The 26,820-nt window shown below is 67.6% G+C and carries 18 protein-coding genes; 9 read left to right on the top strand and 9 right to left on the bottom strand.

Going from position 1 to position 26,820, the window contains the following annotated elements; translation table 11 throughout:
* Positions 1–100 precede the first annotated feature (100 nt).
* Together MET9862_RS07675 and map are read right to left on the bottom strand one after the other, a co-directional pair.
* Positions 101–604 (bottom strand): GNAT family N-acetyltransferase, encoded by a 504-nt coding sequence (locus tag MET9862_RS07675; RefSeq protein WP_142582447.1) that lies wholly within the window; start codon positions 602–604, stop codon positions 101–103.
* A 236-nt stretch (positions 605–840) separates the two neighbouring features.
* A complete protein-coding gene (gene map / locus MET9862_RS07670; RefSeq protein WP_142582446.1) occupies positions 841–1,590 on the bottom strand; it encodes a type I methionyl aminopeptidase in 750 nt (249 codons plus the stop codon).
* A gap of 286 nt (positions 1,591–1,876) precedes the next feature.
* Here map and MET9862_RS07665 point away from each other — a divergent pair, with 286 nt between their 5' ends.
* The 5 genes from MET9862_RS07665 (at position 1,877) to MET9862_RS07645 (ending at position 8,446) form a co-directional block, all read left to right on the top strand.
* A complete protein-coding gene (locus MET9862_RS07665; RefSeq protein WP_185156787.1) occupies positions 1,877–2,464 on the top strand; it encodes a PAS domain-containing protein in 588 nt (195 codons plus the stop codon).
* A 145-nt stretch (positions 2,465–2,609) separates the two neighbouring features.
* Entirely contained in the window at positions 2,610–4,499 is a 1,890-nt protein-coding gene (locus MET9862_RS07660) for an extracellular solute-binding protein (RefSeq protein WP_185156786.1), read from the top strand.
* A 92-nt stretch (positions 4,500–4,591) separates the two neighbouring features.
* The gene (locus MET9862_RS07655; protein ID WP_244612621.1) at positions 4,592–6,397 is read left to right on the top strand and encodes an extracellular solute-binding protein; all 1,806 of its coding nucleotides are present in this window, start codon (positions 4,592–4,594) and stop codon (positions 6,395–6,397) included.
* An 11-nt stretch (positions 6,398–6,408) separates the two neighbouring features.
* Positions 6,409–7,506 carry a microcin C ABC transporter permease YejB gene (locus MET9862_RS07650; RefSeq protein ID WP_142582443.1) on the top strand — a complete coding sequence of 366 codons (1,098 nt, stop codon included), beginning with the start codon at positions 6,409–6,411 and terminating at the stop codon, positions 7,504–7,506.
* A gap of 61 nt (positions 7,507–7,567) precedes the next feature.
* Positions 7,568–8,446, top strand: a complete 879-nt coding sequence (locus MET9862_RS07645; RefSeq protein ID WP_142582442.1) for an alpha/beta fold hydrolase — start codon at positions 7,568–7,570, stop codon at positions 8,444–8,446.
* Between the two features lie 45 nt (positions 8,447–8,491).
* On the opposite strand, the gene MET9862_RS07640 is transcribed toward MET9862_RS07645, so the two are convergent.
* From MET9862_RS07640 to MET9862_RS07630, 3 genes are all read right to left on the bottom strand, one after another.
* Positions 8,492–9,055, bottom strand: coding sequence for a hypothetical protein (locus MET9862_RS07640; RefSeq protein WP_142582441.1), 564 nt, complete (start codon positions 9,053–9,055; stop codon positions 8,492–8,494).
* Between the two features lie 363 nt (positions 9,056–9,418).
* Positions 9,419–10,573 (bottom strand): class I SAM-dependent methyltransferase, encoded by a 1,155-nt coding sequence (locus MET9862_RS07635; protein WP_210248092.1) that lies wholly within the window; start codon positions 10,571–10,573, stop codon positions 9,419–9,421.
* Positions 10,574–10,893: 320 nt separating this feature from the next.
* Positions 10,894–14,271 (bottom strand): rhamnosyltransferase WsaF family glycosyltransferase, encoded by a 3,378-nt coding sequence (locus tag MET9862_RS07630; protein ID WP_185156785.1) that lies wholly within the window; start codon positions 14,269–14,271, stop codon positions 10,894–10,896.
* A gap of 3 nt (positions 14,272–14,274) precedes the next feature.
* Between MET9862_RS07630 and MET9862_RS29230 the strand changes: the two genes are divergently transcribed.
* The gene (locus MET9862_RS29230) at positions 14,275–14,559 is read left to right on the top strand and encodes a hypothetical protein (protein WP_185156784.1); all 285 of its coding nucleotides are present in this window, start codon (positions 14,275–14,277) and stop codon (positions 14,557–14,559) included.
* A 1,190-nt stretch (positions 14,560–15,749) separates the two neighbouring features.
* Here the strand turns inward: MET9862_RS29230 and MET9862_RS07625 are convergent.
* The gene (locus MET9862_RS07625) at positions 15,750–17,087 is read right to left on the bottom strand and encodes a class I SAM-dependent methyltransferase (protein WP_185156783.1); all 1,338 of its coding nucleotides are present in this window, start codon (positions 17,085–17,087) and stop codon (positions 15,750–15,752) included.
* Between the two features lie 417 nt (positions 17,088–17,504).
* Here MET9862_RS07625 and MET9862_RS07620 point away from each other — a divergent pair, with 417 nt between their 5' ends.
* The 3 genes from MET9862_RS07620 to MET9862_RS07610 all read left to right on the top strand — a co-directional run bounded on the left by MET9862_RS07620 (position 17,505) and on the right by MET9862_RS07610 (position 23,344).
* The gene (locus MET9862_RS07620) at positions 17,505–19,259 is read left to right on the top strand and encodes a type I secretion system permease/ATPase (RefSeq protein ID WP_142582437.1); all 1,755 of its coding nucleotides are present in this window, start codon (positions 17,505–17,507) and stop codon (positions 19,257–19,259) included.
* A complete protein-coding gene (locus MET9862_RS07615; RefSeq protein WP_142582436.1) occupies positions 19,256–20,590 on the top strand; it encodes an HlyD family type I secretion periplasmic adaptor subunit in 1,335 nt (444 codons plus the stop codon). The genes MET9862_RS07620 and MET9862_RS07615 overlap by 4 nt, the downstream gene beginning before the upstream one ends.
* Positions 20,591–20,917: 327 nt before the next feature.
* Positions 20,918–23,344 carry a M10 family metallopeptidase C-terminal domain-containing protein gene (locus MET9862_RS07610; RefSeq protein ID WP_142582435.1) on the top strand — a complete coding sequence of 809 codons (2,427 nt, stop codon included), beginning with the start codon at positions 20,918–20,920 and terminating at the stop codon, positions 23,342–23,344.
* Between the two features lie 36 nt (positions 23,345–23,380).
* On the opposite strand, the gene MET9862_RS07605 is transcribed toward MET9862_RS07610, so the two are convergent.
* The 3 genes from MET9862_RS07605 to MET9862_RS07595 all read right to left on the bottom strand — a co-directional run.
* Positions 23,381–23,866 (bottom strand): cupin domain-containing protein, encoded by a 486-nt coding sequence (locus MET9862_RS07605; protein WP_142582434.1) that lies wholly within the window; start codon positions 23,864–23,866, stop codon positions 23,381–23,383.
* Positions 23,867–23,904: 38 nt separating this feature from the next.
* The gene (locus MET9862_RS07600; RefSeq protein ID WP_142582433.1) at positions 23,905–25,989 is read right to left on the bottom strand and encodes a hypothetical protein; all 2,085 of its coding nucleotides are present in this window, start codon (positions 25,987–25,989) and stop codon (positions 23,905–23,907) included.
* Between the two features lie 4 nt (positions 25,990–25,993).
* Positions 25,994–26,820: DUF4159 domain-containing protein (locus MET9862_RS07595; RefSeq protein ID WP_142582432.1), on the bottom strand; the 827-nt coding region annotated here is incomplete at its 5' end.

Below are 26,820 nucleotides of genomic sequence, written 5' to 3'. Positions count from 1 at the left end.
GGCGGCCGCCTTGCCGCGCCGACGACGAGGTCGTCGCGGCCCTCTCCCCGCGCGCGGGGAGAGGGGGAAGCCCGCCCCATCCTGGTCGGTCGCGCTCCGCTCAGTCGGCCACGCCGCCGACGACACCTGAGACCCGCGCGGAAAAGCCCTCGGCGAGTTCGAGCCAGAGGAAGCGGCCCGGATCGACCGGTCCCGGCAGGCCGAGCCGGCCGGGCGGCACCGGTGCGAAGCCGAAGCGCGCGTAGAACGGCAGGTCCCCGACGAGGATCACCAGCCCCTCGCCCGCCGCGCGGGCGGCGTCGAGGGCGGCCTGCATGAGGGCGGAGCCGATGCCGCGGCCCTCGAAGCTCGGATCGACGGCGAGCGGGCCCAGCGCGAGGAAGGCGGGCCCCTTCGCCCGCACCGCGTTCATCCGCACCGATCCGGCGAGGAAGCTGCCGACCGAGGCGGTGACGCTGAGATCGGCCCGGTGCGGGCCGCCCTCGCGCAGGCGATAGGCCGTGCGGGCATAGCGCCCCGGCCCGAAGGCGCGGGCATGGAGCCGCGCCACGGCGGGCTCGTCGTCGGGATGTTCGGGGCGGATGACGAGGGAGAGAGCGGGCACGGGGCGCGAAAATCCCGGGGCGGAAGGCCGCTCGCGAAGCCCTCCGCCGGAGAGGGGACCGGTTCGCGGGGAGCGCCGCGACGACAGGCCCGGGCCGGGCCTGCGGCGACGTGATCGGCCGGGGCTCTAGCAGCGGGCGCGCCTTGCCGCAATCGCGCGCGGCCGGATGGCCGCGGGGCCGCCGTCCCGGACAGGACTTGGACGCCGCAGGCCCGAGCCCGGCCTCCCGCGCCCTGTCAGCCGGGCAAGGTTACGACCAGGGCACCGTTGCGCGTGGCGACGACGGTGTGCTCGTACTGGACGGTCGGTGTCTTCGGATCGCCGAGCAGGGTCCAGCCGTCGTCGCCGCTCTCGGCGAACTCGCTGCCCATCGACAGGAAGGGTTCGATGGTGAAGACGAGGCCCTCGTTGATCGTCCGCCGCTCCGAGCGGTCGGGCCAGGTGGCGATCTCCTTCGGCTCCTCGTGGAGCGAGCGGCCGACCCCGTGGCTCGCGAGATTCCGGATCAGCGTGTAGCGGTTGCGCCGCGCGAATTCGCCGATCGCCTGTCCGATGCCGCCGAGCGGCCGGTTGGCGCCGACCTGCCGGATGCCGGTCCACATGGCCCTGCGCCCGTCCCGGCACAGGCGTTCGATGGATTTCGAGACGGGCGGCACGGCGAAGGAGGCGCCCGTATCGGCGAAGATGCCGTTCTTCTCCGCCGAGACGTCGATATTGACGAGATCGCCCGCGCGGATCCGGCGCTCGCCCGGCACGCCGTGGGCGATCTCCTCGTTGACGCTGATGCAGGTCGCGCCCGGAAACCCGTAGCAGAGCTCGGGACCGGACCGTGCGCCAGAGGATTCCAGGATGTCGCGGCCGATCCGATCCAGCTCCTGCGTCGTCATCCCCGGCTCGATCGCCGCGCCCATGGCCTTGAGCGCATTGGCGACGATCCGCCCGATCTCCTCGAGCTGGGCGAGCTCGCCGTCATTCGAGATGGTCATTCAGGATCCGGGAAGGTGTTGGACACCGGGCGCGTCGGGGACAGGAGCGGAAATTACCCGGGGCGTCCGGCCTCGGCAATGGCGGGCGGCGGGTTCGGCCAGGCCGAACCGCAGCGCGTCCCGAGGGGCCTTCCGGCTTGGCGCCCGCGGCGGGGGCCGTGGATCAGGATCCCGGACGCGTGCGGCGCAGGAACCGCCGGTGCGGTGGAATACCTGCTCTGCTCGTGCATCTTCCGGTGTGATGCGATAGGTATCGGGTGGATTGGAGTGTCAGGAGGGGCCGCCGGTGCGGGTGCGGACGACCAAGGCAGGCGCGGACCGCTTCGAGGGGCTGCAGGCCGCGCTCGATGCGTCGGGCGTGGTCGGGACCTGGGACTGGTGGCTCGCCACCGGCATCGTGATCTACGATGCGGGCGGCGCGGAGTTCCTGGCGGGCGACGCCGACCTCGCGGGTCGCGAGCTGCGCCGGCCCGAGGCCATCGCCACCATCCATCCCGACGACGTCGAGTGGGTGACCGGCGAGATGCAGCGCTCGGTGGCCGCCGGCGGCATGATCCTCGCCGAGTACCGCGTCGTGCACCCGGTGCGCGGCATCCGCTGGATCCTGAGCCGGGGCCGCGTGCACCGTGGCGAGTCCGGCCAGCCCCTGCGGGCCCACGGCATCCTGCTCGACATCACCGAGCACCGCGAGGACGGCCAGCGCTACTGCGCGCAGGCGCCGCTCCCCGAGGAAGGGGCGCTGGAGCGGATGGTCGGCTACTGTGCCGGCCTGCGCATCGAGGCCGAACAGGTCGGCTCCTCGAAGCTGCGTCTCCTGGTCGATATGCTGCTTCTCGAGGTCGGGCAGCAGATCGCCCGCCGCTCGCAGAACTGAGCCGTCCGGCCGGTGGCGCGACGCCCTGCACCTTGGCGCGGGGGCCCGCGGCGTCCTAAGTAGCCCGGTCGCGGGCCGGCACGGCCCCCCTCCCCTCGGATGGCGGCCCCCGGGCTGCCATGCACGAACCGGAGATTGCTCAGACGTGATCGGACGCCTCCTCGCCGCCGCGCTCCTCCTCGGCGGTCTCAGCGCCACGGCGACAGCCCAGGAGCCCGCCGCCTCGGTGGCCATCGCCACCGGAGCCGGGACCGGCCAGTGGGCCCACGCTGTCACCCTGATGGGCGAACCGAAATACGGCGCCGACTTCAAGCATTTCGAGTACGCCAACCCGGACGCACCCAAGGGCGGCCTCGTCCGCCTGGGGACGCAGGGGGGCTTCGACAATTTCAACGTCGTGGTCGCCGGCCTCAAGGGCGATGTCGAGGGCGGCATCGCGCAGATCTACGACACGCTGACCCTCGAATCCCAGGACGAGCCCTTCACCTCCTACGGGCTGCTCGCCGAGGCGATCCGCGTCGCGCCCGATCTCGGCTCTGTCTCCTACCGGCTGCGCGAGGGCGCCCGCTGGCACGACGGCAAGCCGATCACGCCCGAGGACGTGGTCTGGTCGTTCGAGGCCTTCAAGGCGAACAGCCCGCTCTACGCGGCCTATTACCAGAACGTGTCCAAGGCCGAGGCCACCGGCCCGCGCGAGGTGACCTTCACCTTCTCGGAGGCCGGCAACCGCGAATTGCCGCAGATCGTCGGACAGCTGCGCGTGCTGCCCAAGCACTGGTGGACGGGCAAGGACGCGGCCGGAAAGCCCCGCTCCGTCACCGAGACCACGCTGGAGCCGCCGCTGGGCTCCGGCCCCTACCGCCTCGCCCGTTTCGAGGCCGGGCGCACCGCCACCTACGAGCGCGTGGCCGATTACTGGGGCAAGGACATCGCGGTGAATGCCGGCCGCTTCAACTTCGGCACCGTGCGCTACGAGTATTTCCGCGATTCCTCCGTGCTGGTCGAGGCCCTGAAGGGCGACCTCTACGATTTCCGCGCCGAGAACGTCGCCCGCAACTGGGCGACCGCCTACGACGACTTCCCCGCCGTGAAGGACGGTCGCCTCATCAAGGAGGAGTTCCCCGACCGCGGCAACGGCATCATGCAGGCCTTTGTGTTCAACCTGCGCAAGCCGATGTTCCAGGACGAGCGCGTGCGGCGGGCCTTCAACCTCGCCATGAACTTCGAGGAGATGAACCGGGCCCTGTTCTACGGGCTCTACAAGCGCATCGACTCGTATTTCTACGGCTCCGAGCTTGCCGCCTCCGGCCTCCCCGAGGGCGAGGAGCGCATGATCCTCGAGGGCGTGAAGGACAAGATCCCGGCCTCCGTCTTCACCGAGCCCTACCGGAACCCCGTCAACGACAGCGCCGAGGCCGTGCGCGCCAACCTGCGCGAGGCGGTGCGGCTGCTGCGCGAGGCGGGCTACGAGCTGCGCGACGGGCGCATGGTCAGCAAGGCCACCGGCCAGCCGCTTGCCGTCGAGATCCTCGAATCGCAGCCCGTCTTCGAGCGCGTGATCCTGCCCTACGTCGCCTCGCTGAAGCTGATCGGCATCACGGCGACGCCCCGGATCATCGACCAGGCGCAGTACCAGAACCGCAAGCGCGCCTTCGACTTCGACATCGTCATCAATTCCTGGCCGGAATCGCTCTCGCCCGGCAACGAGCAGCGCGACTACTGGGGCTCGGCCGCGGCCGGCCGGCAGGGCTCGGGCAATGTCGCGGGCATCCAGGATCCCGGGATCGACGCGCTGATCGAGCGGGTCGTCTTCGCCAAGGACCGGCCCGGCCTCGTCTCGGCGACGCGGGCGCTCGACCGGGTGCTGCTGGCCCACAACTACGTGGTGCCGCAATGGGCCTCGAACGTCACGCGGACCCTGCGCTGGAACCGCTTCGCCCATCCGGCCACGCTGCCGCGCTACGGCGGACCCGGCTTCCCCACCACCTGGTGGTACGATCAGGCCGCCGCGGCGAAGACCGGGGCGCCGCGTTGAGCGGCCCCACCCGTGGGCGGAGCCCCACCCGTGGGCCGGGCCCGACCCGTGGGCGGGACCCGAGCCGCCGCCTCGTTCTCGGCGCCGGCGCGCTGGCGCTGCTGCCGGGGCACCTGCGCGCCGGGGAGCTTGCGGGGGAGCGCCACGGCCTGTCGAGCTTCGGCGAGCTGAAATACCCGGCCGATTTCCCGTTCTTCGACTACGTGAACCCGGAGGCGCCGAAAGGCGGCCGCTTCTCCACCCAGATCAGCCAGACCTTCGGCAACCAGTCGGGCAACACCTTCAACACGCTCAACCCTTATGTCCTGCGCGGCGATGGGGCGGGCGGCATGAACCTGACCTTCGACAGCCTGATGGTGCGGGCCTTCGACGAGCCGGACGCGCTCTACGGCCTGATCGCCCGCGCGGTCGCCGCGAGCGACGACGGGCTCACCTACACCTTCCGGCTGCGGCCGCAGGCCCGCTTCCACGACGGCACCCGGCTGACGGCACGCGACGCCGCCTTCTCCCTCACGGTGCTGCGCGACAAGGGCCACCCGGAGATCTCCCAGGTGATCCGCGACCTGAGCGAGGCGGTGGCCGAGGGCGACGACACCCTGGTCGTGCGTTTCCGGGCGGGCCGCGCCCGCGACCTGCCGCTCATCGTGGCGCAGCTGCCGATCTTCTCCGCCGCCTACTGGCAGACGCGCGATTTCGAGGCCTCGACCCTGGAGCCGCCGCTCGGCTCCGGGCCCTACCGCGTCGCCCGCGTCGACACCGGCCGCTCGATCAGCTTCGAGCGGGTGCCCGATTACTGGGCCGCCGACCTGCCCGTGACGGTGGGGCACAACAATTTCGACGAGGTCCGGTTCGAGTATTTCCGCGATCGCAACGTGGCGATGGAGGCGTTCAAGGGCCGGGCCTACACCTTCCGCGAGGAGTTCACCGCGCGGGTCTGGGCCAACGGCTACGACTTCCCGGCGGTGGCCGAGGGGCGCGTGCAGCGCTTCACCGTGCCCGATGCGCGGCCCTCGGGCACGCAAGGCTGGTGGCTCAACACCCGCCGGCCCCAGTTCCGCGACCCGAAGATCCGTGAGGCGGTGAACCTTTGCTTCGACTTCGCCTGGACCAACAAGAACCTGATGTTCGGCGCCTATACGCGCACGGCCTCGTTCTTCGAGAACTCGGACCTGAAGGCCGAGGGGCCGCCCGCCCCGGCCGAGATGGCGCTCCTGGAGCCGCTCCGCGACCGGCTGCCGGCCGAGGTGTTCGGCGAGCCCTGGAGCCCGCCGGTCTCGGACGGGTCGGGCCAGGACCGGGTGCTGCTGCGCCGGGCCGATGCGCTGCTGCGCGAGGCCGGCTGCACCCGCGCCGGGAGCGGCCTCAGGCTGCCGGACGGCAAGCCCTTCGAGATCGAGTTCCTGGATTTCGACCCGAGCCTGGAGCCGCACACCCAGGCCTTCATCCGCAATCTCGGCCTGGTCGGCATCCGCGCCGCGATCCGCAACGTGGACGCGTCGCAGTACCAGGCCCGGGTCAACGACTTCGACTACGACGTGGTGAGCCGCCGCTTCGCCTTCGGGCCGACGCCCGGGGCGGAGCTGCGCCAGTCCTACGGCTCGGCCGCGGCGGTCGTGAAGGGCTCGGCCAACCTCTCCGGGATCAGCGACCCGGCGGTCGACGCCCTCCTCGACCGGGTCGCCGACGCGACCTCCCGCGATGCCCTGCGCACCGCCTGCCGGGCCCTCGACCGGGTGCTGCGGGCCGGCCGCTACTGGGTGCCGATGTGGTATTCGGGCAGCCACCGCCTCGCGGTCTGGGACGTGTTCGGCCGCCCGGCCAAGGGGCCGACCTACGATCTCGGCGCGCCCGAGATCTGGTGGTTCGACGCCGAGCGCGCCCGGCGCAGCGGCGGGTAGGAGACAGCGCCATGCTCGCCTACATCCTGCGCCGCATCGCCCTGATGGTGCCGACCGTGCTCGGCATCCTGCTGATCACCTTCGTGATCGTGCAGTTCGCCCCCGGCGGTCCCGTCGAGCGCGTGATCGCCCAGCTCCAGGGCCAGGGCGACGCCGCGATGGGGCGCGTCACCGGCGGCGCCGGCGATCTCGGCGGGGCCCGGCCGATGAACGCCGAGACGAACTCGAAGTACCGCGGCGCGCAAGGCCTGAGCCCCGACTTCATCGCCAAGCTCGAGAAGCAGTACGGCTTCGACAAGCCGGCCTACGAGCGCTTCCTGAAGATGATCTGGGACTATGCCCGGTTCGATTTCGGGCGCAGCTATTTCCGCGACGTGACCGTGATCGAGCTGATCCGCGAGCGCCTGCCCGTATCGATCTCGCTCGGCCTGTGGATGACGCTGCTGTCCTACGCGATCTCGATCCCGCTCGGCATCCGCAAGGCCGTGCGCGACGGGACGCGGTTCGACCGCTGGACCTCCTTCGTGGTGATCATCGGCTACTCGGTGCCGGGCTTCATGTTCGGGCTGATGCTGATCATCCTGTTCGCGGGCGGCTCGTTCTTCCAGTGGTTCCCGCTGCGCGGGCTGACCAGCGAGGGCTGGGAGCACTTCTCCACCTGGCACAAGGTGACCGACTACGCCTGGCACATGGTGCTGCCGCTCACCGCCCTGGTGATCGGCGCCTTCGCCACCTCCACGCTCCTGACCAAGAACTCCTTCCTCGACGAGATCCGCAAGCAATACGTGCTGACCGCGCGGATGAAGGGCCTCTCGGAATCCAGGGTGCTCTACGGCCACGTCTTCCGCAACGCGATGCTGATCGTGATCGCCGGCTTTCCGGGCGCCTTCATCTCGGCCTTCTTCACCGGCTCGCTCCTCATCGAGACGATCTTCAGCCTCGACGGGCTCGGCGAACTCTCCTTCCGTTCGATCACCGGCCGCGACTACCCGGTCGTGTTCGCGACCCTGTACATCTTCTCCCTGCTCGGGCTGGCCGTGAACCTGCTCTCGGACCTGATCTACGTCTGGATCGACCCGCGCATCGACTTCTCGGCGCGGGCCACCTGAGGAACGCCCGGCCGCCCCACAGCTTGTCGCCCCGAACGGGCGCGGCAGGCAGCGAGGCGGCATGCGGCACGACACGATCCCTCTGAACGGCATCGACCTCCACGTCGCCACCCTCGGCGCGGGGCCGCCGCTGGTGCTGCTGCACGGCTGGCCCGAATTCTGGCTGACCTGGGAGCCGGTGATGCGGCGCCTCGCCGACCGCTTCACCTGCATCGCACCGGATCTGCGCGGCTTCGGCCTCTCGGCCGACCGGGAGCCGGGGCCGAGCGACCGGGTCGGCCCGGAGGTCCATGCCGGCGACGTCACCGCCCTTCTCGATGCCCTCGGGATCGAGCGGGCGGGCTTCGTCGCGCATGATGTCGGCGCCTACGTGGCGCAGGTGCTGGGGCGGCAGAGCCCGGAGCGCTGCACCGGCCTGTTCTTCTTCGACTGTCCCTATCCCGGCATCGGCCCGCGCCTCGCCCGGCCCGACCATCTCGCCGAGATCTGGTACCAGTCCTTCCACCTGAAGCCCTTCGCGGCCGAGCTGGCGGCCGCGTCGCGCCAGGCCTGCCGCCTGTATATCGGCCATTTCCTGCGCCACTGGGCCGGGCCGAACCCGCACGCGTTCGACGACGTGCTGGAGGCGTTCGTCGATGCGTTCCTCCGCCCCGGCATCATGCAGGGCGGCTTCAACTGGTATCTCAGCCAGCAGGAGGCCCGCCTCGCCATGCTGAAGGGCGAGGCGCCGCCGCCTGACCCGATCGCGGTGCCGGCTTGTATCCGCTGGCCGGAGGCCGACCCGCTCTTCCCCTATGCCTGGACCGACCGGCTGCCCGCGTTCTTCTCGGATCTCGACCTCGCGCCGATGCCGGGCGCCGGGCATTTCCCGCACCGTGAGAAGCCGGACGCAGCCGCCGCCGAGATCGCCCGGTTCTTCGGCCGCGTGCACGCCGCCTGACCGGGGCGCGGGGCGGCCGTGACCGCCTCGCGCCGTTCACGCCGCTCAGTTGCCGGCGGCGGTCTTGCGGGAGATCGTGTAGCTGCCGGACTTTTCGCCGATGAACTGCACGACGCCCTCGGTGAGCGCGTTCACGCGCCGGGTCTTGATGGTGAGCTGCCCGGAGAGTCCGGTGAACTTGCCCGTCCCGCCGATCCACTCGCCCGTGCCCTGGGTGGCCGCGGCGAGAGGCTGGACGGGATAGTCCCACTTCTCGAAGACGTGGTCGCCATCCGCATCGACGTAGTCGCAGAAGCCGTGGTTCTCCACCGTCTTCGCCTGGTTGTCGATGGTCGCCATGCCGTTGCAGCGGCCGGTCATGTCGTGCAGGAGGCCGCTGCCGCCGGCATTGACCGCTGTCATGATGCTGAGGGACGTCGAGACGGTGCGCTGCGGCCCGATCATCACCGGCTTCATCGGCGCCGGATTCACGCCGGTATAGGTGATGCGATACTCGCCCTGGGGCGGGAGCTCTCCGGCGAGGGCCGTGGCCGGCGCGCTGATCAGCAATCCTGTGGCGACAATGGTGAAGATCGAGGGGCGCCCGATCTCGGTTCTCGGCGATGTCATCCCAACCTCCCAGGCTTTCTTCGACACGCGTTCGGCGGAGAAGCAATCAGGAAAGAGGACGGCGTTGTTGTGCTCCAGTTCTCATGGTCCGACAGTGTGGAGCGTTCTCGACCTGTGAGCGCATCTCCGTGCCGATGTCAGTATTCGCTCGTCGAGACGCGTCGGCTATCGGAAATTCGTCTTGGGAGTCGCGATTGCATTCAAAACTTCGTGTATGTCCTGGCGCGAGGGCACAGGCTGGGCTCCGCGGCCCAGCGGCCGTTCGGAGCCGCCGGTTCAGCCGGCTTCCGGTCCGCGGAATCCTGTGCCGGATCCCCGCGGAGGAGTATCCGCCGCGAGGATTCCGAGAGCAGCGGACGGGTCTTATTTCGTCAACGTGAAATAGAACTCGATGCCGTCCGGCAGGACGTCGTGCGACCAAATCTCGGTGAAAGGAACGGCGTTCTTGTCGATCCACGCGACCATCGCGCCGAACGTCTCATAGGTCCAGGTGTGGAAGTGGATCGAGTATCCCTTCTTCCATTCCTGGAACCACTTTTCCTCCTCCCCGTCTTCGGGATCGGAAAAGCCGTCAGCCTTGGAGAAAAATTCCTTGTAATGCTCCTGATCCCGATCGACATGGACGCCTCGATAATCGTCGATCAGATGATCGAGCGTGGTCAAGGATCGGTTCCGGTCGAACGTATGCGGTTTCGACGGTATGACGAGGACGATCTTTCCACCGGGCCGCAATTTCTTCCACGCCTGGTGGATCGCTCCGATCGGATCGCGCGTATGCTCGATCACATGGCAAGCGACGATGAAATCCAGGCTTTCGTCGAGGATGTTATCCAATCGGTCCAGGCTGGTCTTCACCGTTGGAGCAACGATGTCGTATAGATGCTGATCCGTATAGGCGTGTCTTATCAGATCTTCGTACGAATACATATCGCCGTATTGAACTTGGCAATGCAATGGAACCGGAAAGGGACTGCTGCCCGCGCCGATCTCGAGTCCGCTGCCCCGACACTGCGATGCGGCTGCCTCGCGCGCCTCGCTGACATTCGTGATCGAAACGGTGCGCAGATCGACTGCTCGCGTGGCAGGCTGGCCCGGCAGGAACGAGAGGATCACCTCGTCTGGAAGTTGAAGGACGTCGTCCGGAAAATGGAAATCGTTTTCCTCGATCCAATCCTTGCTCAAGACCCAATGTCTTTTGCCGCGATTCAGATAAAATACTTTACCGGAGAACGAAGAATTTGCGGATTGTGCAAGGACTCCACTCTTGCCCATGAGGCTCCTCCAGTGCCGATCTTTGTAACGATTGTTAAGATACCTGTAAAAGATTGGCTTTTTCAGAGCAAGCCTCATCCGGCCATTGACTTGTGCGATGGACGGGGCGGCGCAACCTTGGCGATCTTCGGGCTGCGTCGGGCTGCATGACGGACCGGGTAGCTCGATCAGTACGGAGCGCGCCGCTGAGCCGCGATGGCGCGCGCTCCGGCGCGCATCCGCCGAAGGGCATGCCGGTTCGGCCACAGAGAGCATGTCAAGCCGAGGGCTATGGCCTCGGCCCCGTGCCGCGACGGCGCAAGGTCGGGGCGGCGTGTCCGTTCGGGCGAGGCCATCGCCTCGGTGCGGGGGCTTCGGTTCTGCCGAGGACGACAGAGGCCTCCGCCGCAGGACACGCGGGCGCGTCGGTGTTGCGCGGCCTGTGCCGCGGTGCGGGTCGGACCGATCCGATCCCGCCGCGTCCTGAAGCGACGAGATCCGCCCTCCCGCAGGGATCGGCCGGATGTCGCAGCGGCCTGCCGGATGCGCCCGACAGGCCCCGTGATGGACCGCGCTACGGTCTCAGATCATCCGCGGAGCTGGCTCGTCACGATCTCATAGACGCGGGCGCAGCTCGCATCCCAATCCCTGTAGCCTTGCTGGATGGTCTTGAGGCCGCCCTCGCTCAACCTGCGACGCAGCGGGGCATCCGTGATGAGGGATGTGAGGGCGTTGGCGATCGACGTCTTGGACATCTCGAACAGGCAGGCATTCTCCAAGTGGCGGAGAAGCCAGGTGGTGTGACGGTTGACGTTCGTGCAGACGACCGCGCCCGAGGCCATGAGCTCGAAGGGCAGGTAGGAGGGGTGACAGGTCGCCATCGCCACGACGCCGATGTCGCAGGACCGGTAAAGATCGCCCGTCGCCGCATAGGGCATCAGACCGAGATGCTCGACGGCGCCGCTCAGGCCGTGATCCTCCGGCCTCCAATCCGCGCCGGCCGTGAAGATCTGCACGCCGTCCTTGTGGCGGCGCTTGACCTCGGCGAGCGCCGGGGCGAGCAATTCGAAGCAGTTCCTCGGGTGGCCCGGACGGGCGTAGTTGAAGATCGTGACCGGTGCATCGCGACCCTTCTCGGTGCGGCCGCGAATATGGAACACGTCCCTGTCGACGGCCGGCGTGAAGAACTCCGCCTTGCCGCCGAAGACCTCGTAGAGATGCTTCAGCGGCTCGGTGTTGCAGACACCGAAGAAATCGAACTGATAGGTCGCCTCCACCAGGGAGCTGGTCGTGCCGGCGGGATAGAACAGCGGCTCGTAATCCTGGACGAAGTAGAACTTCTTGCGCACGTTGCGCATGTTGCGAAGGATGAACGCCGTCGTCCAGAGGGTGCAGAACGCGCCGTCCAGGGGGGCGATGCCCTTGCTGTTCACGTCCTCGTCGGCCCGCAACGTATGGACCTCGAGGGCGGCGGCGAGGTCCGGGAACGCGAGGGCGATCGCGTTGCGCAGGGTCTCCGCATCAGGGGAGCCGTGACCGATGATGACCGGCGCGATGCCCTTCTGCCTGAAGTACTCCGCACAGCGGAGGATCGTCATGATGCCTCCGTAGAACGGCATCGAGAAATCCGGCACGATCCACGCGATCCGGCGCTGACCCTGGCCGGATGGGAGCACGATATCGCCGGTGTCGGAGTCGGCGCCGAAATCCAGGACCTGTCCGAAATACGCGGCCTCGGCTTCGTAATTGTGGCTCTGCGAGCGTGCCGGCAGCGGAAGCCCCCGCAGCTTCGGAATGCCGTTCTCGCCGACGAACAGATTGACGTTGAAATAGGGGTCTTGATCGCCCGCGGGCTTCGGCGCCGGGGGGAGTGCGTCGCCGCGGGCGGCGGCGTTCCGAAGCCACCACTGCTCGAAGCTGTGCTCGGGGGGCAGCACCGCGGTGGCGAAGGGATTGTACACGATGCGCCGGCTCGACGGGCCGGCCTCGCCGGCGCGCATCTGCCCGGTCAGCGCGAGATCGGGACGTGCGGCGGGATGCAGCCCTCCGGCCTCCACGAACTGCGCCGTCCGGAACGCGATGCCGTTGAGCGAGGCGGCTCCGAAATTGCGGAACCAGTGCGCCGAGCCGAAGATGCCGTAGGTAAAGGGATCGGCGCCGCGGAACAGCGGACGCCACTCACGGTCGCTGAACACCCAGCCCGCATCGAGGATCTGCCCGGCAGGATCGAGGACTTTGCCGCAGACGGCGGTGATGTCGGGGTTCTCGAGGGGCGCGACCAGCTCGGTCAGCCAGTCCGCCGACATCGGGCTCAGCGCGGCCGGGACCACCACGACGATCTCCGCATCGAGCGACGCGACGGTCTCGGACAAGGTCGCGAGCGTCGGACCGCCATGGCGGATATCCGTGTGCGGGCCGAGCCGCCCCGCATCGATGCGGGTGCGCCAGGCGGCCTCGCTGCCGCCCGCGCCGAACAGGACGAGGCCGATCCGCGGGCGCCACGCCTCGCTCCACCGGACGCGGATGTAGCCTTCCGGCGTGAAGGCCGCTTCGGCCTCGGTCCAGCCTTGGCTCCGGAGCCACCGTTGCACGGCCGTCAGCTGGCCTTGCGCCGCGTACGGCTTGGCATCGAGGCCCCGCGCCGCGACCGAGGTCTCCACGTGCCGCCAATTGTACAGGACCTTCGGGATGTGGCGGATCCGTGCGCCCGCCGCCGCGACCCGGAGGAAGAGGTCCCAGTCCTGCGCTCCGTCCGTCTCGGGATCCCAGCCGCCGATCCGCGTGATGAAGCTGCGCCGGATGACGTTGAGATGGGTGAGATAGTTGGCGCTGAGCATGATCTCAGGCGACCATGCCGGCTTGAACAGAGGATGGAAGTGCTGGGAGCCGTCCTCGTTCACGGCATCCTTGTCGGAGTAGAAGAAATCGCCGTCCTCGCTCTCGATCGCGCGCGCGATCTCGTAGAGCGCATCCGGCGGCAGGGCGTCGTCGTGATCGAGGAGCGCGATGAAGGTGCCGGTGGCCAGCGTGAGCGCGTCGTTCGAATTGTGCGAGATGCCGCGATTCGTCTCGAGGCGCCGGACCTTGATGCGGGCATCCTCCTCCTCTGCCCGATCGATGACGGCCAGAAGATCCGTGTCATCGAAATAGGAGACCGCGAGGCACAGCTCCCAGCGCTCGTAAGTCTGGGCCATCACGGACGAGAGGAGTTGCTTGAAGACGGACGCCTTGACCTTGTAGATCGGGACGATCAGGCTGATCAGCGGCTTCTGAGTGAAATTCTCAGCCATGCGCCGTTGCAGGCTCGCATGAGCCTTCGTCATCTGGCGCCGGCTCAGCCAATCCGTGTAGGAATTCGACTCAGCCGGAAGCGGTGCCGTCCTTCCGTGCAGGTCGCGCGGTTCTCGGCCTTCCGCCTCTCCGTTCGTCAGGAAGTGAACGAGCGGGCTGATGCCGGCCTGGATCACATCGGGATAAGCCGACCCGTAGAAACGCGTCTGGAAAAGCGGGCTTGGGTCCCGTCCCTCACCCGCGCCGATCAACGCATAATGAGCCAGCGCATCGAAGCCTGTCCCGACGACATCCGGGTAGGTCTGCAGGTACCAGTTGCGATCGAAATAGCGGTTGGGGTTGGTCTGTAGCCGGAGCCCCTCGCGCGACAGGTAATGGCTCAGCGGATCGCGATCGGCCTCGGCCAGGGCCTCCTGATAGATCGTACGGTACCACGTCACGTTGAACAGAGGATGCGGGTCGCGGCCCTCTGCCGCGCCGACGGTCACGTAATGCACGAGCGGGTTGATCCCGGTCGCGACCACATCCGGATTGCGCGCGAGATACCAGGATGTATCGAACAGGGGATGCGGATTTTGAGCACGGGACCCGTGCTCGAGATAATGGGCCAGCGGATTGACCCCGGCTGCCAGCACGTCCGGGTTCCGGTCGAGGTACCAGGATGAGTCGAACAAGGGGTGCGGATCGCGGCCTTCGTTCGCGCCGTGATCGAGGTAGTGCAACAGAGGGTTGATCCCGGCCGCGGCGACATCCGGATTTTGTGCGAGATACCAGGATGTATCGAACAGGGCGTGCGGGCTCCGGCCCTCACCGAAACCGTGCTCGAGATAGTGTGCGAAGGGATCGACCCCGGCCGCGGCGACGTCCTTGTACGTCGCAAGATACCAATCAGCATCGAAGAGTTTACGTGCAGCGCCGGTCCCGAGATCGCCCGGCTGCCCATGCGCACTCAGTTGAACTGAGGAAGCCGATCCCTCGGAGTCGCGAGCTCTGTGCACAGTGTTGCGGGAAGAGAGCAAAGAATCGAAAATTGAAGACATTGTGCTCCCATCCGAACGTGCAGCAACACAGTATCCGCTTGGCTCAAATGGCACATTCAATATCGAATGGGGATAAATTATAGTCTATGCCAATCTCATTCCAAATTTTCGGCAAGCAGATCGTATAGTCCGGGGAGTTAGCATGCAGGCATCCAGCAGACAAGTGTTCATATACATATCTTGAAAGTACAATCTTAGATTACGAAATCGCGGCTAAGGCGCCAACCTGAAGTAAATTTCGGTCCGTGAGACAATATGCTTCTTGATGGCCAAGTTTTCGGGATCGCGAGGGAGCAATAGCCTCGGATGCGTTGCGCCCCGGCGCGTGCAACGGGCCCTCGGCTGCGATGTGTCGTGCTGCAATCGGGAGGAGGGCCAAGCACGGGCATTCTCCGCTCGATAGGCCGATGTGCTGGTGGGAGTGGATGGAAGGATCGAGCGTAGGCGCGCAGAGCACGCCGTCCCTGGCCGCTCTGGTGTAGGCTCTTCGGGGATGAGCCTCCGCGGTCTCGTGTCCGAGGTCGCTCCGTTGCCGGACAGGCCCGGCAGGACGCGGTCCGAGATGCTTCTGGTTCGTTCGACGGCTATCCCCGTCTGGTCATGGCGGGCCGGTGATCGCCGTCTCCACCGCGGCAAGGCGGCGAGGTCCCAGGGCGTCTCAGGAGGGAGCCCGGAAGGTCCGCCCGGAGATTCGGGCGATCATGCTGGCTCGCGCGCCATGCTTGCCCGGCCGGTCGGGAGCCCCGTGAAGGAAGTGGCGCGGCCAGAGCGCATCCGCCGAAGTGGATGCCGGTTCGGCGAAGGCGAGCGCGTCAATACAACGACCGGACTCAAGAGGCGTGCTCGATCACGTCGGATCGGGGCGGGTCGCTGGTTCTCGGCTCTGGCGCGCATTCTCGCGTCAGAGCCGGTGTCCATCTTCGCGGACGCCAGGCGCTTTGACGATTGCAGCTGCGCGTCTCAGGATCCTGCGGGTTTGCCAACAGAGGCGAAGACATCGGCGGATGTCTTCACCCATTGATGCGCCGTCTCCTGGGCTGTCTGGCGCTGCCATAGCGCAGGTCGAGCAAATTCCCTCCGTCTGCAGCGGTGGCAAGCTTCGCCGAGACGCCTCAGGTCCGCACCTGTCGCGCGGCCTTGAGGTTCTGGATCTCCATGTTTTTCAGGCTCCACGCCGTGTGCATGCGTTCGAACTTGCCTTGCATCTCGAAGATTGTTCTCTGCGCGGCAGAGATCTCGGTTTGCATTCGATTTTCGAGGGTCGCAATTTGGTCGTTTGCTGACCCTAACCTTCTTTCGGCGCTGATCGCGCGGTCCTGTTCCTGGGTCAGCAATGCCTTATGCTCATTGAGGTCTCTGCTCAGCCGCTGGCTCAGGGTTGCTTGGTGCTCTGCGCTGTCGCGCAGCATTGCCGCTTCGGTCTCAAGGGCAGCAGCGCGCTGCTCGGCGGCGGCGATGACGCTTTCGAGTCGTGCGATCTCGGCGGTCTGTCTGAGTTGCGCGTCCTGCAAGGCTTTGACCTCCGTCTCAAGCGCCTCGCGGTGCGTCTCGGCGGCCGCTCGATGCTGAGCGTTCGATTGCTCGGACTCGGCCATACGTGCGCTCTCCACGTCGCGCAGCGCCCTGACCTCCTCCTCCAGTCGTTCGATCTTCGCAAGGAGGCGGAAATCGATCTGCTCCCCGGCCTGGGGCGACAGACGCAGCGTCGCGAGTTGCGGCCGTGGCAGGGCGTCCACCCAGTGGCCGACATTGACGGCGGCTGACGTCGTCCCGCTGAGGATGCGCCGGTAGGGCTCGACCTTCGGCTTCGCGAGCTTCTCGATGACGACCACGGAATCGTAGAAGGTGATGCGACCGATCAGGCGATTGTACTTCCGCACGGACGCCAGATCATCCTTGCCGCTTCGCGGATCTTGATCGATGTAGTCGGTGTGGAGCGCATCGACGAGGCGGTTCATGAAGGTGACGGCAGAGTTTTCTTTGGCCAAGCCGTAATTGTATACCTCATAATACGGAACATGCATGTCTTCGATGATGTAGACGCCGCCCGGCTTGACGAGCTGGAAGCAATTCTCGAAGCTCGCGATGATATCTTTCGATGCGTGTGAGCCGTCATCGATCAGGATATCGAAGCTGTAATCGTCGAAGAGTTGGTTCATCTTGTCTGTCGTTCCGTCGCAGACATGGACGGAAATATTTGGATTTTCAAATTTGATATTCGAAACGCGGGGATCGATATCGACGCCGCAGATCCTGGATCCGGCCGGCAGGAGCGAGCCCCACAATTCGAGCGAGCCGCCGTTCTGCACGCCGATTTCCAGAAGCGAGACCGGCTTCCCGGAGCGGACGAACCGCTCGATCTCGATGCTGTAGATCTTTAAATACTGCTCCCACTTATCGACGAGATTGCCCTCGTGGCGGAAAAACACATCTTCGAGATTGGGGTGCATATGAAGAATTCCGTCGATGACTGCAATGGTGTCGGACCAGCGAGATCGCGTCACAGGATGTCTGTTCGGCCGGCTCGACATCCTGCGCTCGGTGCGCGACTCATACCGAATTCAGACGGCAAGACCCAGCCTGCCGTCCGGTCGCGGCGAACAGGCGGGCTCGGCTGTCTTCGGCGTAGGCAGGGTCGTGCGGGCTCTCGTCTCGGATGGCAGACAACTTGAGAATGCGGCGCCTCGACCAGTCGTGGGTCCTGCATGACGCGATCGGACCGTGTTCTGGCCGACTCAAGCGGTCGTCTTCAGACTTAGGGAGGCATTCTCCCAAATGGGGTATGCGCTACCCGCACGCCATGGCTAAAGATAAGTGTTCCTTAACGCTGGTTCCGGATAGGCAGTTGCTCTGATGAGGGCGGGGCGATGAAGGCGACGGAACTCAGTGAGGCCCTTCGCGACTGTCGCGCCGGGTTCGTCACCGTCGCCGTGCTGAGCGGCTTGGTGAACATTCTCTATCTCACCAGCTCGTTCTTCATGATGCAGGTCTACGACCGCGTCCTGCCGAGCCGCTCGCTGCCGACGCTCGCCGGCCTGCTCGTCCTCGCGCTCGGCCTCTACGCCGTCCAGGGCCTGCTCGACCTGATCCGGGCGCGGATCCTCGCCCGGTTCGGCGCGGCGCTCGACCATGCCCTCTCCGAGCGCCTGTTCGACCTCGTCGTCCGCGCGCCCCTGAAAGGTCTGCTGCCCGCCGAGCGGCTGAGGCCGCTGCGCGATCTCGATGCGCTGCGCACCTTCCTCGGCGGCATGGGTCCGATCGCCCTGTTCGATCTGCCGTGGATGCCGGCCTATCTCGCGATCTGCTTCCTGTTCCACCCGATGATCGGGCTTGCCGCTGTGTTCGGCGCCGTGGTGCTCGTCGGTTTCACCATCGCGACCGACCGGATGACGGCCCGTGCCACCCGCGCGGCGACCGAGCATGCGCTGGCGCGCAACGCTCTGGCCGATGCCGCGGGCCGCAATGCCGAGGCCCTCGCGGCCATGGGCATGCAGGACGGTCTGGGCGCGCGCTGGACCCAGGTCAGCCAAGCCTACAGGGCCGAGCAACTCGCCGTCGCGGATGTCGCGGGCGGCTTCGGTGCGGCCTCGAAGGCCTTCCGCCCCGCCCTCCAATCGGGCGTCCTGGCGCTCGGCGCCTTCCTCGTCATCGACAATCAGGCCTCGGCCGGCGTGATCATCGCGGCCTCGATCCTCACCGCGCGCGCCATGGCGCCGGCCGAGCTCGCCATCGCCAACTGGAAGGCGTTCGTCCAGGCGCGTCAGGCCTGGCGGCACCTCAACGAGCTCTGCCGGCGGATCCCCGCGGTGCCCGCGCCCCTGTCCCTGCCGGTCCCCTGCCGCACCCTGGTGGCCGAGGCGGTCAGCGTCGCGCCGCCCGGAGTCGCCCGCTTGGTGGTGCAGGATCTCTCCTTCCGGGTGACGGCGGGCCAGGGTCTCGGGATCATCGGCCCCTCCGCCTCGGGCAAGTCGACGCTCGCGCGCGCGCTCGTCGGGATCTGGCCCTGCCTGCGCGGGCGGGTGCAACTGGACGGCGCCTCCCTCGACCAATGGACGAGCACGACGCTCGGGCGGCATGTCGGCTACCTGCCGCAGGAGGTGGATCTGTTCTCCGGAACGGTGGCGCAGAACATCGCCCGGTTCCAGCCCGAGATCCAGGCGGAGGCGGTCATCGAGGCGGCACAGGCGGCCGGCGTGCATGAGATGATCGTGGCGTTGCCGAAAGGGTACGAGACGCCTCTCGGGGAGAGCGGGGCCGGGCTCTCCGCAGGCCAGCGCCAGCGCATCGGGCTGGCGCGCGCCCTGTTCGGCCGGCCGTTCCTGGTGGTGCTCGACGAGCCGAACGCCAACCTCGATGCGGAGGGCGAGGCCGCGCTGACCCAGGCCATCCTCGGGGTCCGGGCGCGGGGCGGGATCTGCATCGTGGTCGCGCACCGCCCGTCGGCCCTGGCCGCGGTCGATCTCGTGCTGATCATGGCCGGCGGTCAGGCGCAGGCCTTCGGGCCGAAGGATACGGTGCTCAAGCGGGCGATCCAGCCGATCGGAACGCCCCTGCGCCACCCGGCTGCGGCCGCACAGGCCATGGCGAGCGCGGCCACCGCCCAACAGGGAGGCGGTCGATGAGTGCCGCGCCGCAGGCTCTCGCCGCGCGCGCCGGGAACCCGGCGCTCGCCTCCATCCGGACGCACGGCTTCGCCGCCTACGCGCTCAGTCTCGCGCTGGTCGTTGGAGTCGGCGGCTGGGCCGCCACCACCCAGATCGCCGGGGCGGTGATCACCGCGGGCCAGATCGTCGTCGAGTCCGATGTCAAGAAGGTGCAGCATCCCACCGGCGGCGTCGTGGCCGAGCTGCGCGTGCGCGAAGGCGACCGCGTGCATGCGGGCGACGTGCTGATCCGTCTCGACGAGACCCTGAGCCGCGCCAATCTCGACATCGTCCTGAAGGCGCTCGACGAGCTGGCGGTGCGCCGCGCCCGCGACGAGGCCGAGCGGGACGACGCGGAGGCGCTGTCCTTTCCGCCGAGCCTCGTCGAGCGCAGCGCCTCCGATCCGACCATCGCCCACCTCATCGACAGCGAGACACGCCTGTTCCGGTCACGCCTCCGGGCGCGGGCCGGCCAGAAGGCCCAGCTGAGCGAGCGCGTGCGGCAGCTGCGCGACGAGATCGACGGCCTCACGCGGCAGGCCGCGGCCAAGGAGCGCGAGATCGCCCTGATCACCACCGAGCTGGTCGGGGTCCGCGACCTCTTCGCGAAGAACCTCGTGCAATTGCCGCGTCTGACCAGTCTCGAGCGCGACGCGGTGCGCATCGAGGGCGAGCGGGGCCAGCTCATGGCCTCGACGGCTTCGGCGCGGGGCAAGATCTCGGAGACCGAGCTTCAGATTCTGCAGATCGATCAGGATGTGCGCGCCGAGGTCGGCAAGGATCTCGCCGAGATCCGCGCCAAATGGTCCGAGCTCGTGGAGAAGCGCGTCGCGGCCGACGACACGCTCAAACGCGTGCATCTGCGGGCGCCCCAGGACGGCATCGTGCATCAGCTCAGCGTGCACACGATCGGCGGCCTCGTGACGCCGAACGAGCCGGCGATGCTGATCGTGCCGTCGGCGGACCAGCTGATGGTCGAAGTGCGCATCCCGCCGCAGGACATCGACAATGCGCGGGTGGGCCAGGATTCGGTGCTGCGCTTCGCGGCCTTCAACGCCCGCACGACGCCGGAGATCCGGGGCGTCGTCAGCCGGGTGTCCGCCGACGTCACGACCGACCCCAAGACCGGGGCGAGCTTCTACACGGCCCGGATCGCCGTTCCGGCGGATGAGCGCGCGCGCCTCGGCGACCTGCGCCTCGTCCCCGGGATGCCGGTCGAAGCACATCTGCAGATCGGCGCGCGCACGGTCCTGTCCTATCTCACCAAACCCCTGGCGGATCAGATCGCGAAGGCTTGGCGCGAGAAGTGAAGTCTTTACGGATCGCGTGCATCCGGTGCTCGGCAGAGACGGGTATCTCTGCGCGACGGCCGGTTGCACAAATTCCTGCGCTGTCGAGCTGCGTCTCTCGGTGGATCGATAAGATGAGATCTTATTTTCCCAGGTTTTGAGAATAAATATCTGATTTAGCGTTTTCGTGCACTTTTGCGGCCAACCGTTTCAAAAGATAACAAGATTGAGAGTGGCAAGGTTTGTGAATCCTTACAACTTCAATGGAATTGACTCGACCTCTGGATTTGATAGCGTCGCCGGAACAAAGAATTTTTTTCGCTTCGCGTGCTGAGGGTCTGCGGAGCAATGGGGGTTGTCATGGTTAGCAATCGTCGAATCGGAGCGCTACACCATGATGAGGCGGATGTATTGGAGTTCTACCCGTACGGGTCGGGTGAGGATGCCGGATCCCACTGGACGATTGGTCCGATACTGCACGGAATACGGTCGGCCGGTGCGGACTTCGATGTCGCTGCTCTGCTGACCGCGGCCGCGGCGCATCCCGATAGCGTCGCCCATGATTCCGTGGTGCCGGTGATCCCGGCACCGGTGAGCGATCACGAGACCTTCCTGTCCTACGGCGTGGACGCCCTGTCCGAGCCCGATGCCGCGCCGACCCAGAGCCTGACGCGTGCGCAGGCGGGGGCTCAGATCACGCGCGGCAACTACCATTGGGGCTCCGGTGCCCTCGGGACCGCCGCGGGGCCGATCACGTTCGGCTTCCGGACGTCTGCGCCGACCTATTCCGTCGCAAACCATGGCGACGTGATCGCCACCTTCACGCCCTTCACGACCGCGCAGCAGGATGCCGCGCGCGCGGCCCTTGCGCAGTGGGCCTCGATCGCGAACATCACCTTCGTCGATCAGGGCAACACGAACAGCGCCACCATCGAATTCGGCAACTACTCCTACAACGGCGACGGGTCGCAGGCGTTCGCCTATTATCCGGGTGATACCTCTGCCAGTGCCGCTCCTGGCGACGTGTTTTTCAATACGTATTTTTCCGGGACGTCGAATTTCGGTCCCGGATCGTACAATTACATGACGATGATCCATGAGATCGGGCATGCGATTGGGTTGCAGCATCCCGGCGACTATAATGCGAGTGGTAGTTCGACCATTACGTATGACAATAGCGCGCAATACATTCAAGATACCAGAATGTATTCGATCATGAGTTATTTCAGCGAGTCTTTCACGGGCGGTAGTTTTACCGGCTATGATGAGACGCCGATGATGGACGACATCGCGGCGGTGCAGCGTCTCTACGGCGCCAACACGAATACCCGGACCGGCGACACGATCTACGGGTTCCATTCGAATGCGGGATCGCCCTTCAGCATCGCGACGTCGAGCGACCATGTCGTCTTCACCGTCTACGATCGCGGCGGCGTCGATACGCTGGATTTTTCCGGATACGCACAGAACCAGCTGATCAACCTCAATCCCGAGAGCTTCTCGAATATCGGCGGCGACACGGGCAACGTCAGCATCGCCTCGGGCGTATCGATCGAGCGGGCCATCGGCGGCAGCGGCAACGATACCTTCATCCTCAACAACAGCCTCTTCAGCACCGTGACGGGCGGCTTGGGCGCCGACACCTTCCGCGCCTCGATGTTCGGCTGGTCCGGCTCCAGCATCACCGATCTCGGCCTCTCGGATCAGATCAACGTCACCGATGCCAGCCTCTCGACCTTCTCCTACAGCTGGAGCGGGACGTCCTTGACGCTGCAGAACGGCTCCACCTCCAACGTCATGAGCCTGTCGAACAATCCGGTCGGGCACCTGATCCTGAAGGCGGATCCGAGCGGCGGTGTCGATCTCGTCCTGGCGCCGACGAATCTGCAGCTCAGCGATTTCAACCACGATGGGCGCTCGGATCTGCTCTGGCGGAACTCGGATGGCGCCGTCATCGAGTGGGATCTCGGCGCGAACGGGACCTCGCCGACCTCGAGCGGCTTGATCGGCTCGGATCCGAACTGGAGCGTGGTCGGCACGGGTGACTTCACCAACGACCACGCCAGCGACATCCTCTGGCGCAACGCCATCACCGGCAACGTGGTCCAGTGGACCATGAACGACCGGACCGTGACGGCCTCCGCCTATATCGGCGGCGATACCGACTGGTCGGTCGTCGGCACGGGCGACTTCAACGGCGATGGCCGGACGGACCTGCTGTGGCGGCAATCCTCGTCCGGCGCCCTGTTCGAGTGGCTGATCGGAACCAATGGAACGTCACCGCAATCCAGCGGCATCCTCGGCAACGACCCGAACTATACCGTCGTCGGCACGGGCGACTTCAATGGCGATGGCTATACGGACATCCTCCAGCGCAACAACGTCACCGGGCAGGTCGTCGAGACCCGCATGGTCGCCGGCAACAACGCCGGCAACACCTTCATCGGCGGCGATCTCCAATGGTCCGTCGCCGGCACGGGCGATTTCAACGCTGACGGCCGGACGGATCTGCTCTGGCACAACGCGAATGGCGCCCTCTTCGTCTGGCTGATGGGACCGGATGGGGTCACGCCGCAGCTCAGCGGCATCCTCGGCAACGATCCGAACTACAGCGTCCTCCGGACCGGTGACTTCAACGTCGACGGCTACAGCGATATCCTGCAGCGCAACAACGTCACCGGGCAGGTCCTCGAATGGACCTTCACCGGCAATGCCAGCGTCGCCTCGTCGACCTTCATCGGCGGCGACCACAACTGGAGCATCGTCCCCGTCTAGGGTCGGTTGGCCGGGGCCAGCGGCCCCGGCCGGCCTTCAGCGCCCCGCCGCACGGCTCGGGTCGTCGGACGGGTTGACGTATTGCAGACCGAACGGCCCCGTCCCGTTCACCTGGAGCTCCACCGGCTCGTCCGCCGTCCAGAGGGAATGCGGCATCGCCTCCGGCAGATAGACGAAGCCGCCGGTCTTCAGGATCTGGCCCGCGCTTCGGTCGAGGGTCTTGCCATGCGCGTGGTAGATCGAGCCGGACAGGATGGTCAGCGTCTCGGGCTTGGTGTGGGTGTGCGGTGCGATCACGGTGTTGGCCGGGACCTTCACCCGCAGCACGAAGGCGCCGGGCTTGGCCGGGTCGCCCGAGACCGCGCTCACCTGCGTGCCCTTGGGCAGGTCCGGCGGTCCCGGCTGGTAGGTCGCCGCCGCGGCGTCCGGCAGCACGACCAGGCCGGGGGCGCCGTGGTGGTCGGCGGCCAGCGCGGCGCCGGGCACGGCCAGGCACAGCGCTGCGATCGCGCGAACGAGCATCGGACCTTCCTCCCCCTTCGACCTCTGCCGGTCCCGCTCTACGTGGCGCGGCCGCGCCGGCCTTCAACGAGCCACATCGCCAGCACGGCCGCGGCGAGGCCGGCCAGCGCCCAGAGGCCCAGCGCCAGCGGATAGACCTCGACGCCGAGGATGTTGGCGCTGTCCGAGGGCCGGAAGCCGATCCAGTCGGCGCCCGCCAGCCGGCCGCTGCGCACGCTCTGCAGCCGGGGCACCTGCAGGCCGCCGGAATCGGCCACCCGCCGCACCGAGCCGCCCGAGGCCTCGGCCACCGGGCGCAGGCGCTCGGGATCGCTGAACACATCGGCGAGCTCGCGCGGATTGGTCGGGCCGACGCTGACGAAGGCCACGAGGCTGCCGGCGCGCAGCGTGTGCAGCCCCAGCTCGGAGGCCTCGAAGGTGGCGCTGAACAGGCCGGGCTCCGCCTGCGTCAGGGTCAGCGTGCGCGCGCGTCCGGTGGGACCGGTGACCGTGACGGGCTCGGCCGTGTCGCCCATGGTCTGGCGCTCGACGCGGACCTCGCGGCCATGGCCGGTCATCTGCGCGCGCAGCGCCTCCTCCTCCAGCGCCGGCTCCTTCATCAGCCAATGGGCGAGGCGTCGGAGCAGGTCGAGATAGGGGCCGCCTTCCTGGTAGCCCCGCGCCCAGAGCCAGGCATGGTCGGAGAGAAGGAGCGCGACGCGGCCCTTGTCCTCGCGGGTGAGCGCCAGGAGCGGCAGGTTGTCCGCCCCCGACAGGATCGGCTGCACGCCGGCCCGCGTCTGGGCCGCGACGATGCGCAGCCAGTCGCCCCAGGCCGGCGGCTTGTCGGCCTGCCAGCCGGGCAGCGCCCGCGTCACCGGGTGGCGCTGGCCGGTCGCCGTGGGGGTCGCCTTGTAGGCGCGCTCGACCACGCCGCCATTCGGATCGCCCGGCAGGATGCCGGCGAGGCGGGTGCGGGCGAGGCTCGCCGGTCCTGCGAATTCGGGGCCGGCGGCGATGAGCAGCGCCCCGCCCTCGCGCACGTAGCGGACGATGTTGTCGAAATAGGCCTGCGGCAGCACGCTCTGGTTGGCGTAGCGGTCGAAGATGATCAGGTCGAAGTCCTTGATCTTCTGAACGAACAGCTCGCGCGTCGGGAAGGCGATCAGGGAGAGTTCCGAGATCGGCGTGCCGTCCTGCTTCTCGGGTGGCCGCAGGATGGTGAAGTGGACGAGGTCGACATTGGCGTCGGACTTCAGGAGGTTGCGCCAGGTGCGCTCGCCCTGGTGCGGCTCGCCGGAGACGAGGAGCACCCGGAGCTTCTCGCGGATGCCCTCGATCGGCAGGATCGCCCGGTTGTTCACCGTGGTGAGCTCGCCCGGCAGCGGCTCCACCTCGATCTCGACCACGTTCGGGCCGCCATGCTCGATCCGTGTGGTCAGCGGGAAGGGCCGGCCGGTGGGCACGGTGCGGCGGTCGATCTCCTCGCCGTCGCGGCGCACGGTGACCACGGCCGAGCCGGTGCCGCCGCGCTCCATCACCTCGGCGCGGATGGTCAGCTCCCGGCCGACGATGCCGAAGCGCGGTGCCTCCAGGAGCTTGATCTGCCGGTCGCGCTCGTCGGCGTGCCCGGTGACGAGGACGTGGAGCGGCGCCTTGAGACCCAGCGCCGCCATCGAGGCCGGGATGTCGTGCACCACGCCGTCCGTGAGCATGACCACGCCCGCGAGCCGCTCCGGCGGCACGTCGGCGAGCGCCTGGCCCAGGGCCGCGAACAGCTTGGTGCCGTCGTCGCCTTCGGGCGCGTCGGGCACGTCGATGAAGCGCGGCTCGATCGTGGTGAGCGCGCCGAAGCGGCGCTGCAGCTCGGCCCGGACCTGATCGGTCATCTGCGGCCTGTCGCCCAGCGCCTGCGAGCCGGAGCGGTCGACGATCACCGCGGCCACGTCCTTCACCGGTTCCCGGTCCTCCCGCACCAGAGCGGGGTTGGCGAGCGCCGCCAGCACCAGGGCGAGCACGGCGACGCGCAGCAGCCCGACCCGGCCCCGCGCCAGCACGGCCATCACGCCGAGCAGCGCCACCACGATCCCGAATCCGGCCAGGACCGGCCAGGGCAGCAGGGGCGTGAAGCTGAGGCTCAGCATCGGCTCACTGCCCCAGCCGTTCGAGGAGCGCCGGCACGTGGACCTGATCCGCCTTGTAGTTGCCGGTGAGCGTGTACATCACGATGTTGACGCCGCCGCGGAAGGCCATCTCGCGCTGACGCTGGTCGCCGCCGACCACCGGGTAGAGCGGCTCGCCGCGCCGCCCGATGGCCCAGGCCGCGGCGAGGTCGTTGCCGGTGATGATGATCGGGCTGACGCCGTCGCCGGCCCGCGCCGGCCGGCGCTCGGCCCCCTCGCCCGCGGGCGGCAGCGCCTCGACCCAGGTCTGGCCGCCGCCGAACCGGCCGGGAAAGCTGTCCACGAGATAGAAGGCCTTGGTCAGGACGTGGTCCGGCGGCACCGGCTCCAGTTCCGGCACCTCGAGGGTCGCGAGCATCTTGCGGAGATAGAGCGCCTCCGGCGTCGGCGCGGCGCCGGGGCGGGCCACCAGTCCGTCGCGGGTGTCGAACAGCACCGTGCCGCCGTTGCGCATGAAGGCGTCGATGCGGCGGATGGCGGCCTCGGCCGGCTGCGGCCGGCTCGGGGCGATCGGCCAGTAGATCAGCGGATAGAAGGCGAGCTCGTCCTTGGTCGGGTCGATCCCGGCGGGCTCGCCGGGCTCAAGTGCCGTGCGGGCGGCGAGCATCTGGGTCAGGCCGGTGAGGCCGGCACGGCTCGCCTCATCCACGGCGGCGTCCCCGGTGATCACGTAGGCGAGCCGCGTGACAAGGGCCGATTCGATGCCGTTCGGCCGATTGGCCGGCGGCTCCTCGGCGCGGGCCGGCGGCGGCGCCAGCGCCGCCGCACCGAGCGCCACGGCGAGGGCCAGGG

The sequence above is a fragment of the Methylobacterium symbioticum genome (assembly GCF_902141845.1).
GTDB classification, from domain to species: Bacteria; Pseudomonadota; Alphaproteobacteria; order Rhizobiales; family Beijerinckiaceae; genus Methylobacterium; species Methylobacterium symbioticum.
This window is presented reverse-complemented; position numbering and strand designations above follow the sequence as displayed.

Bases quoted from the DNA above. Each gene is read 5' to 3' on its own strand.
- map (WP_142582446.1), bottom strand. From the start codon at position 1,590: ATGACCATCTCGAATGACGGCGAGCTCGCCCAGCTCGAGGAGATCGGG.
- MET9862_RS07650 (WP_142582443.1), top strand. From the start codon at position 6,409: ATGCTCGCCTACATCCTGCGCCGCATCGCCCTGATGGTGCCGACCGTG.
- MET9862_RS07645 (WP_142582442.1), top strand. From the start codon at position 7,568: ATGCGGCACGACACGATCCCTCTGAACGGCATCGACCTCCACGTCGCC.
- MET9862_RS07640 (WP_142582441.1), bottom strand. From the start codon at position 9,055: ATGACATCGCCGAGAACCGAGATCGGGCGCCCCTCGATCTTCACCATT.
- MET9862_RS07625 (WP_185156783.1), bottom strand. From the start codon at position 17,087: ATGCACCCCAATCTCGAAGATGTGTTTTTCCGCCACGAGGGCAATCTC.
- MET9862_RS07620 (WP_142582437.1), top strand. From the start codon at position 17,505: ATGAAGGCGACGGAACTCAGTGAGGCCCTTCGCGACTGTCGCGCCGGG.
- MET9862_RS07615 (WP_142582436.1), top strand. From the start codon at position 19,256: ATGAGTGCCGCGCCGCAGGCTCTCGCCGCGCGCGCCGGGAACCCGGCG.
- MET9862_RS07610 (WP_142582435.1), top strand. From the start codon at position 20,918: ATGGGGGTTGTCATGGTTAGCAATCGTCGAATCGGAGCGCTACACCAT.
- MET9862_RS07605 (WP_142582434.1), bottom strand. From the start codon at position 23,866: ATGCTCGTTCGCGCGATCGCAGCGCTGTGCCTGGCCGTGCCCGGCGCC.
- MET9862_RS07600 (WP_142582433.1), bottom strand. From the start codon at position 25,989: ATGCTGAGCCTCAGCTTCACGCCCCTGCTGCCCTGGCCGGTCCTGGCC.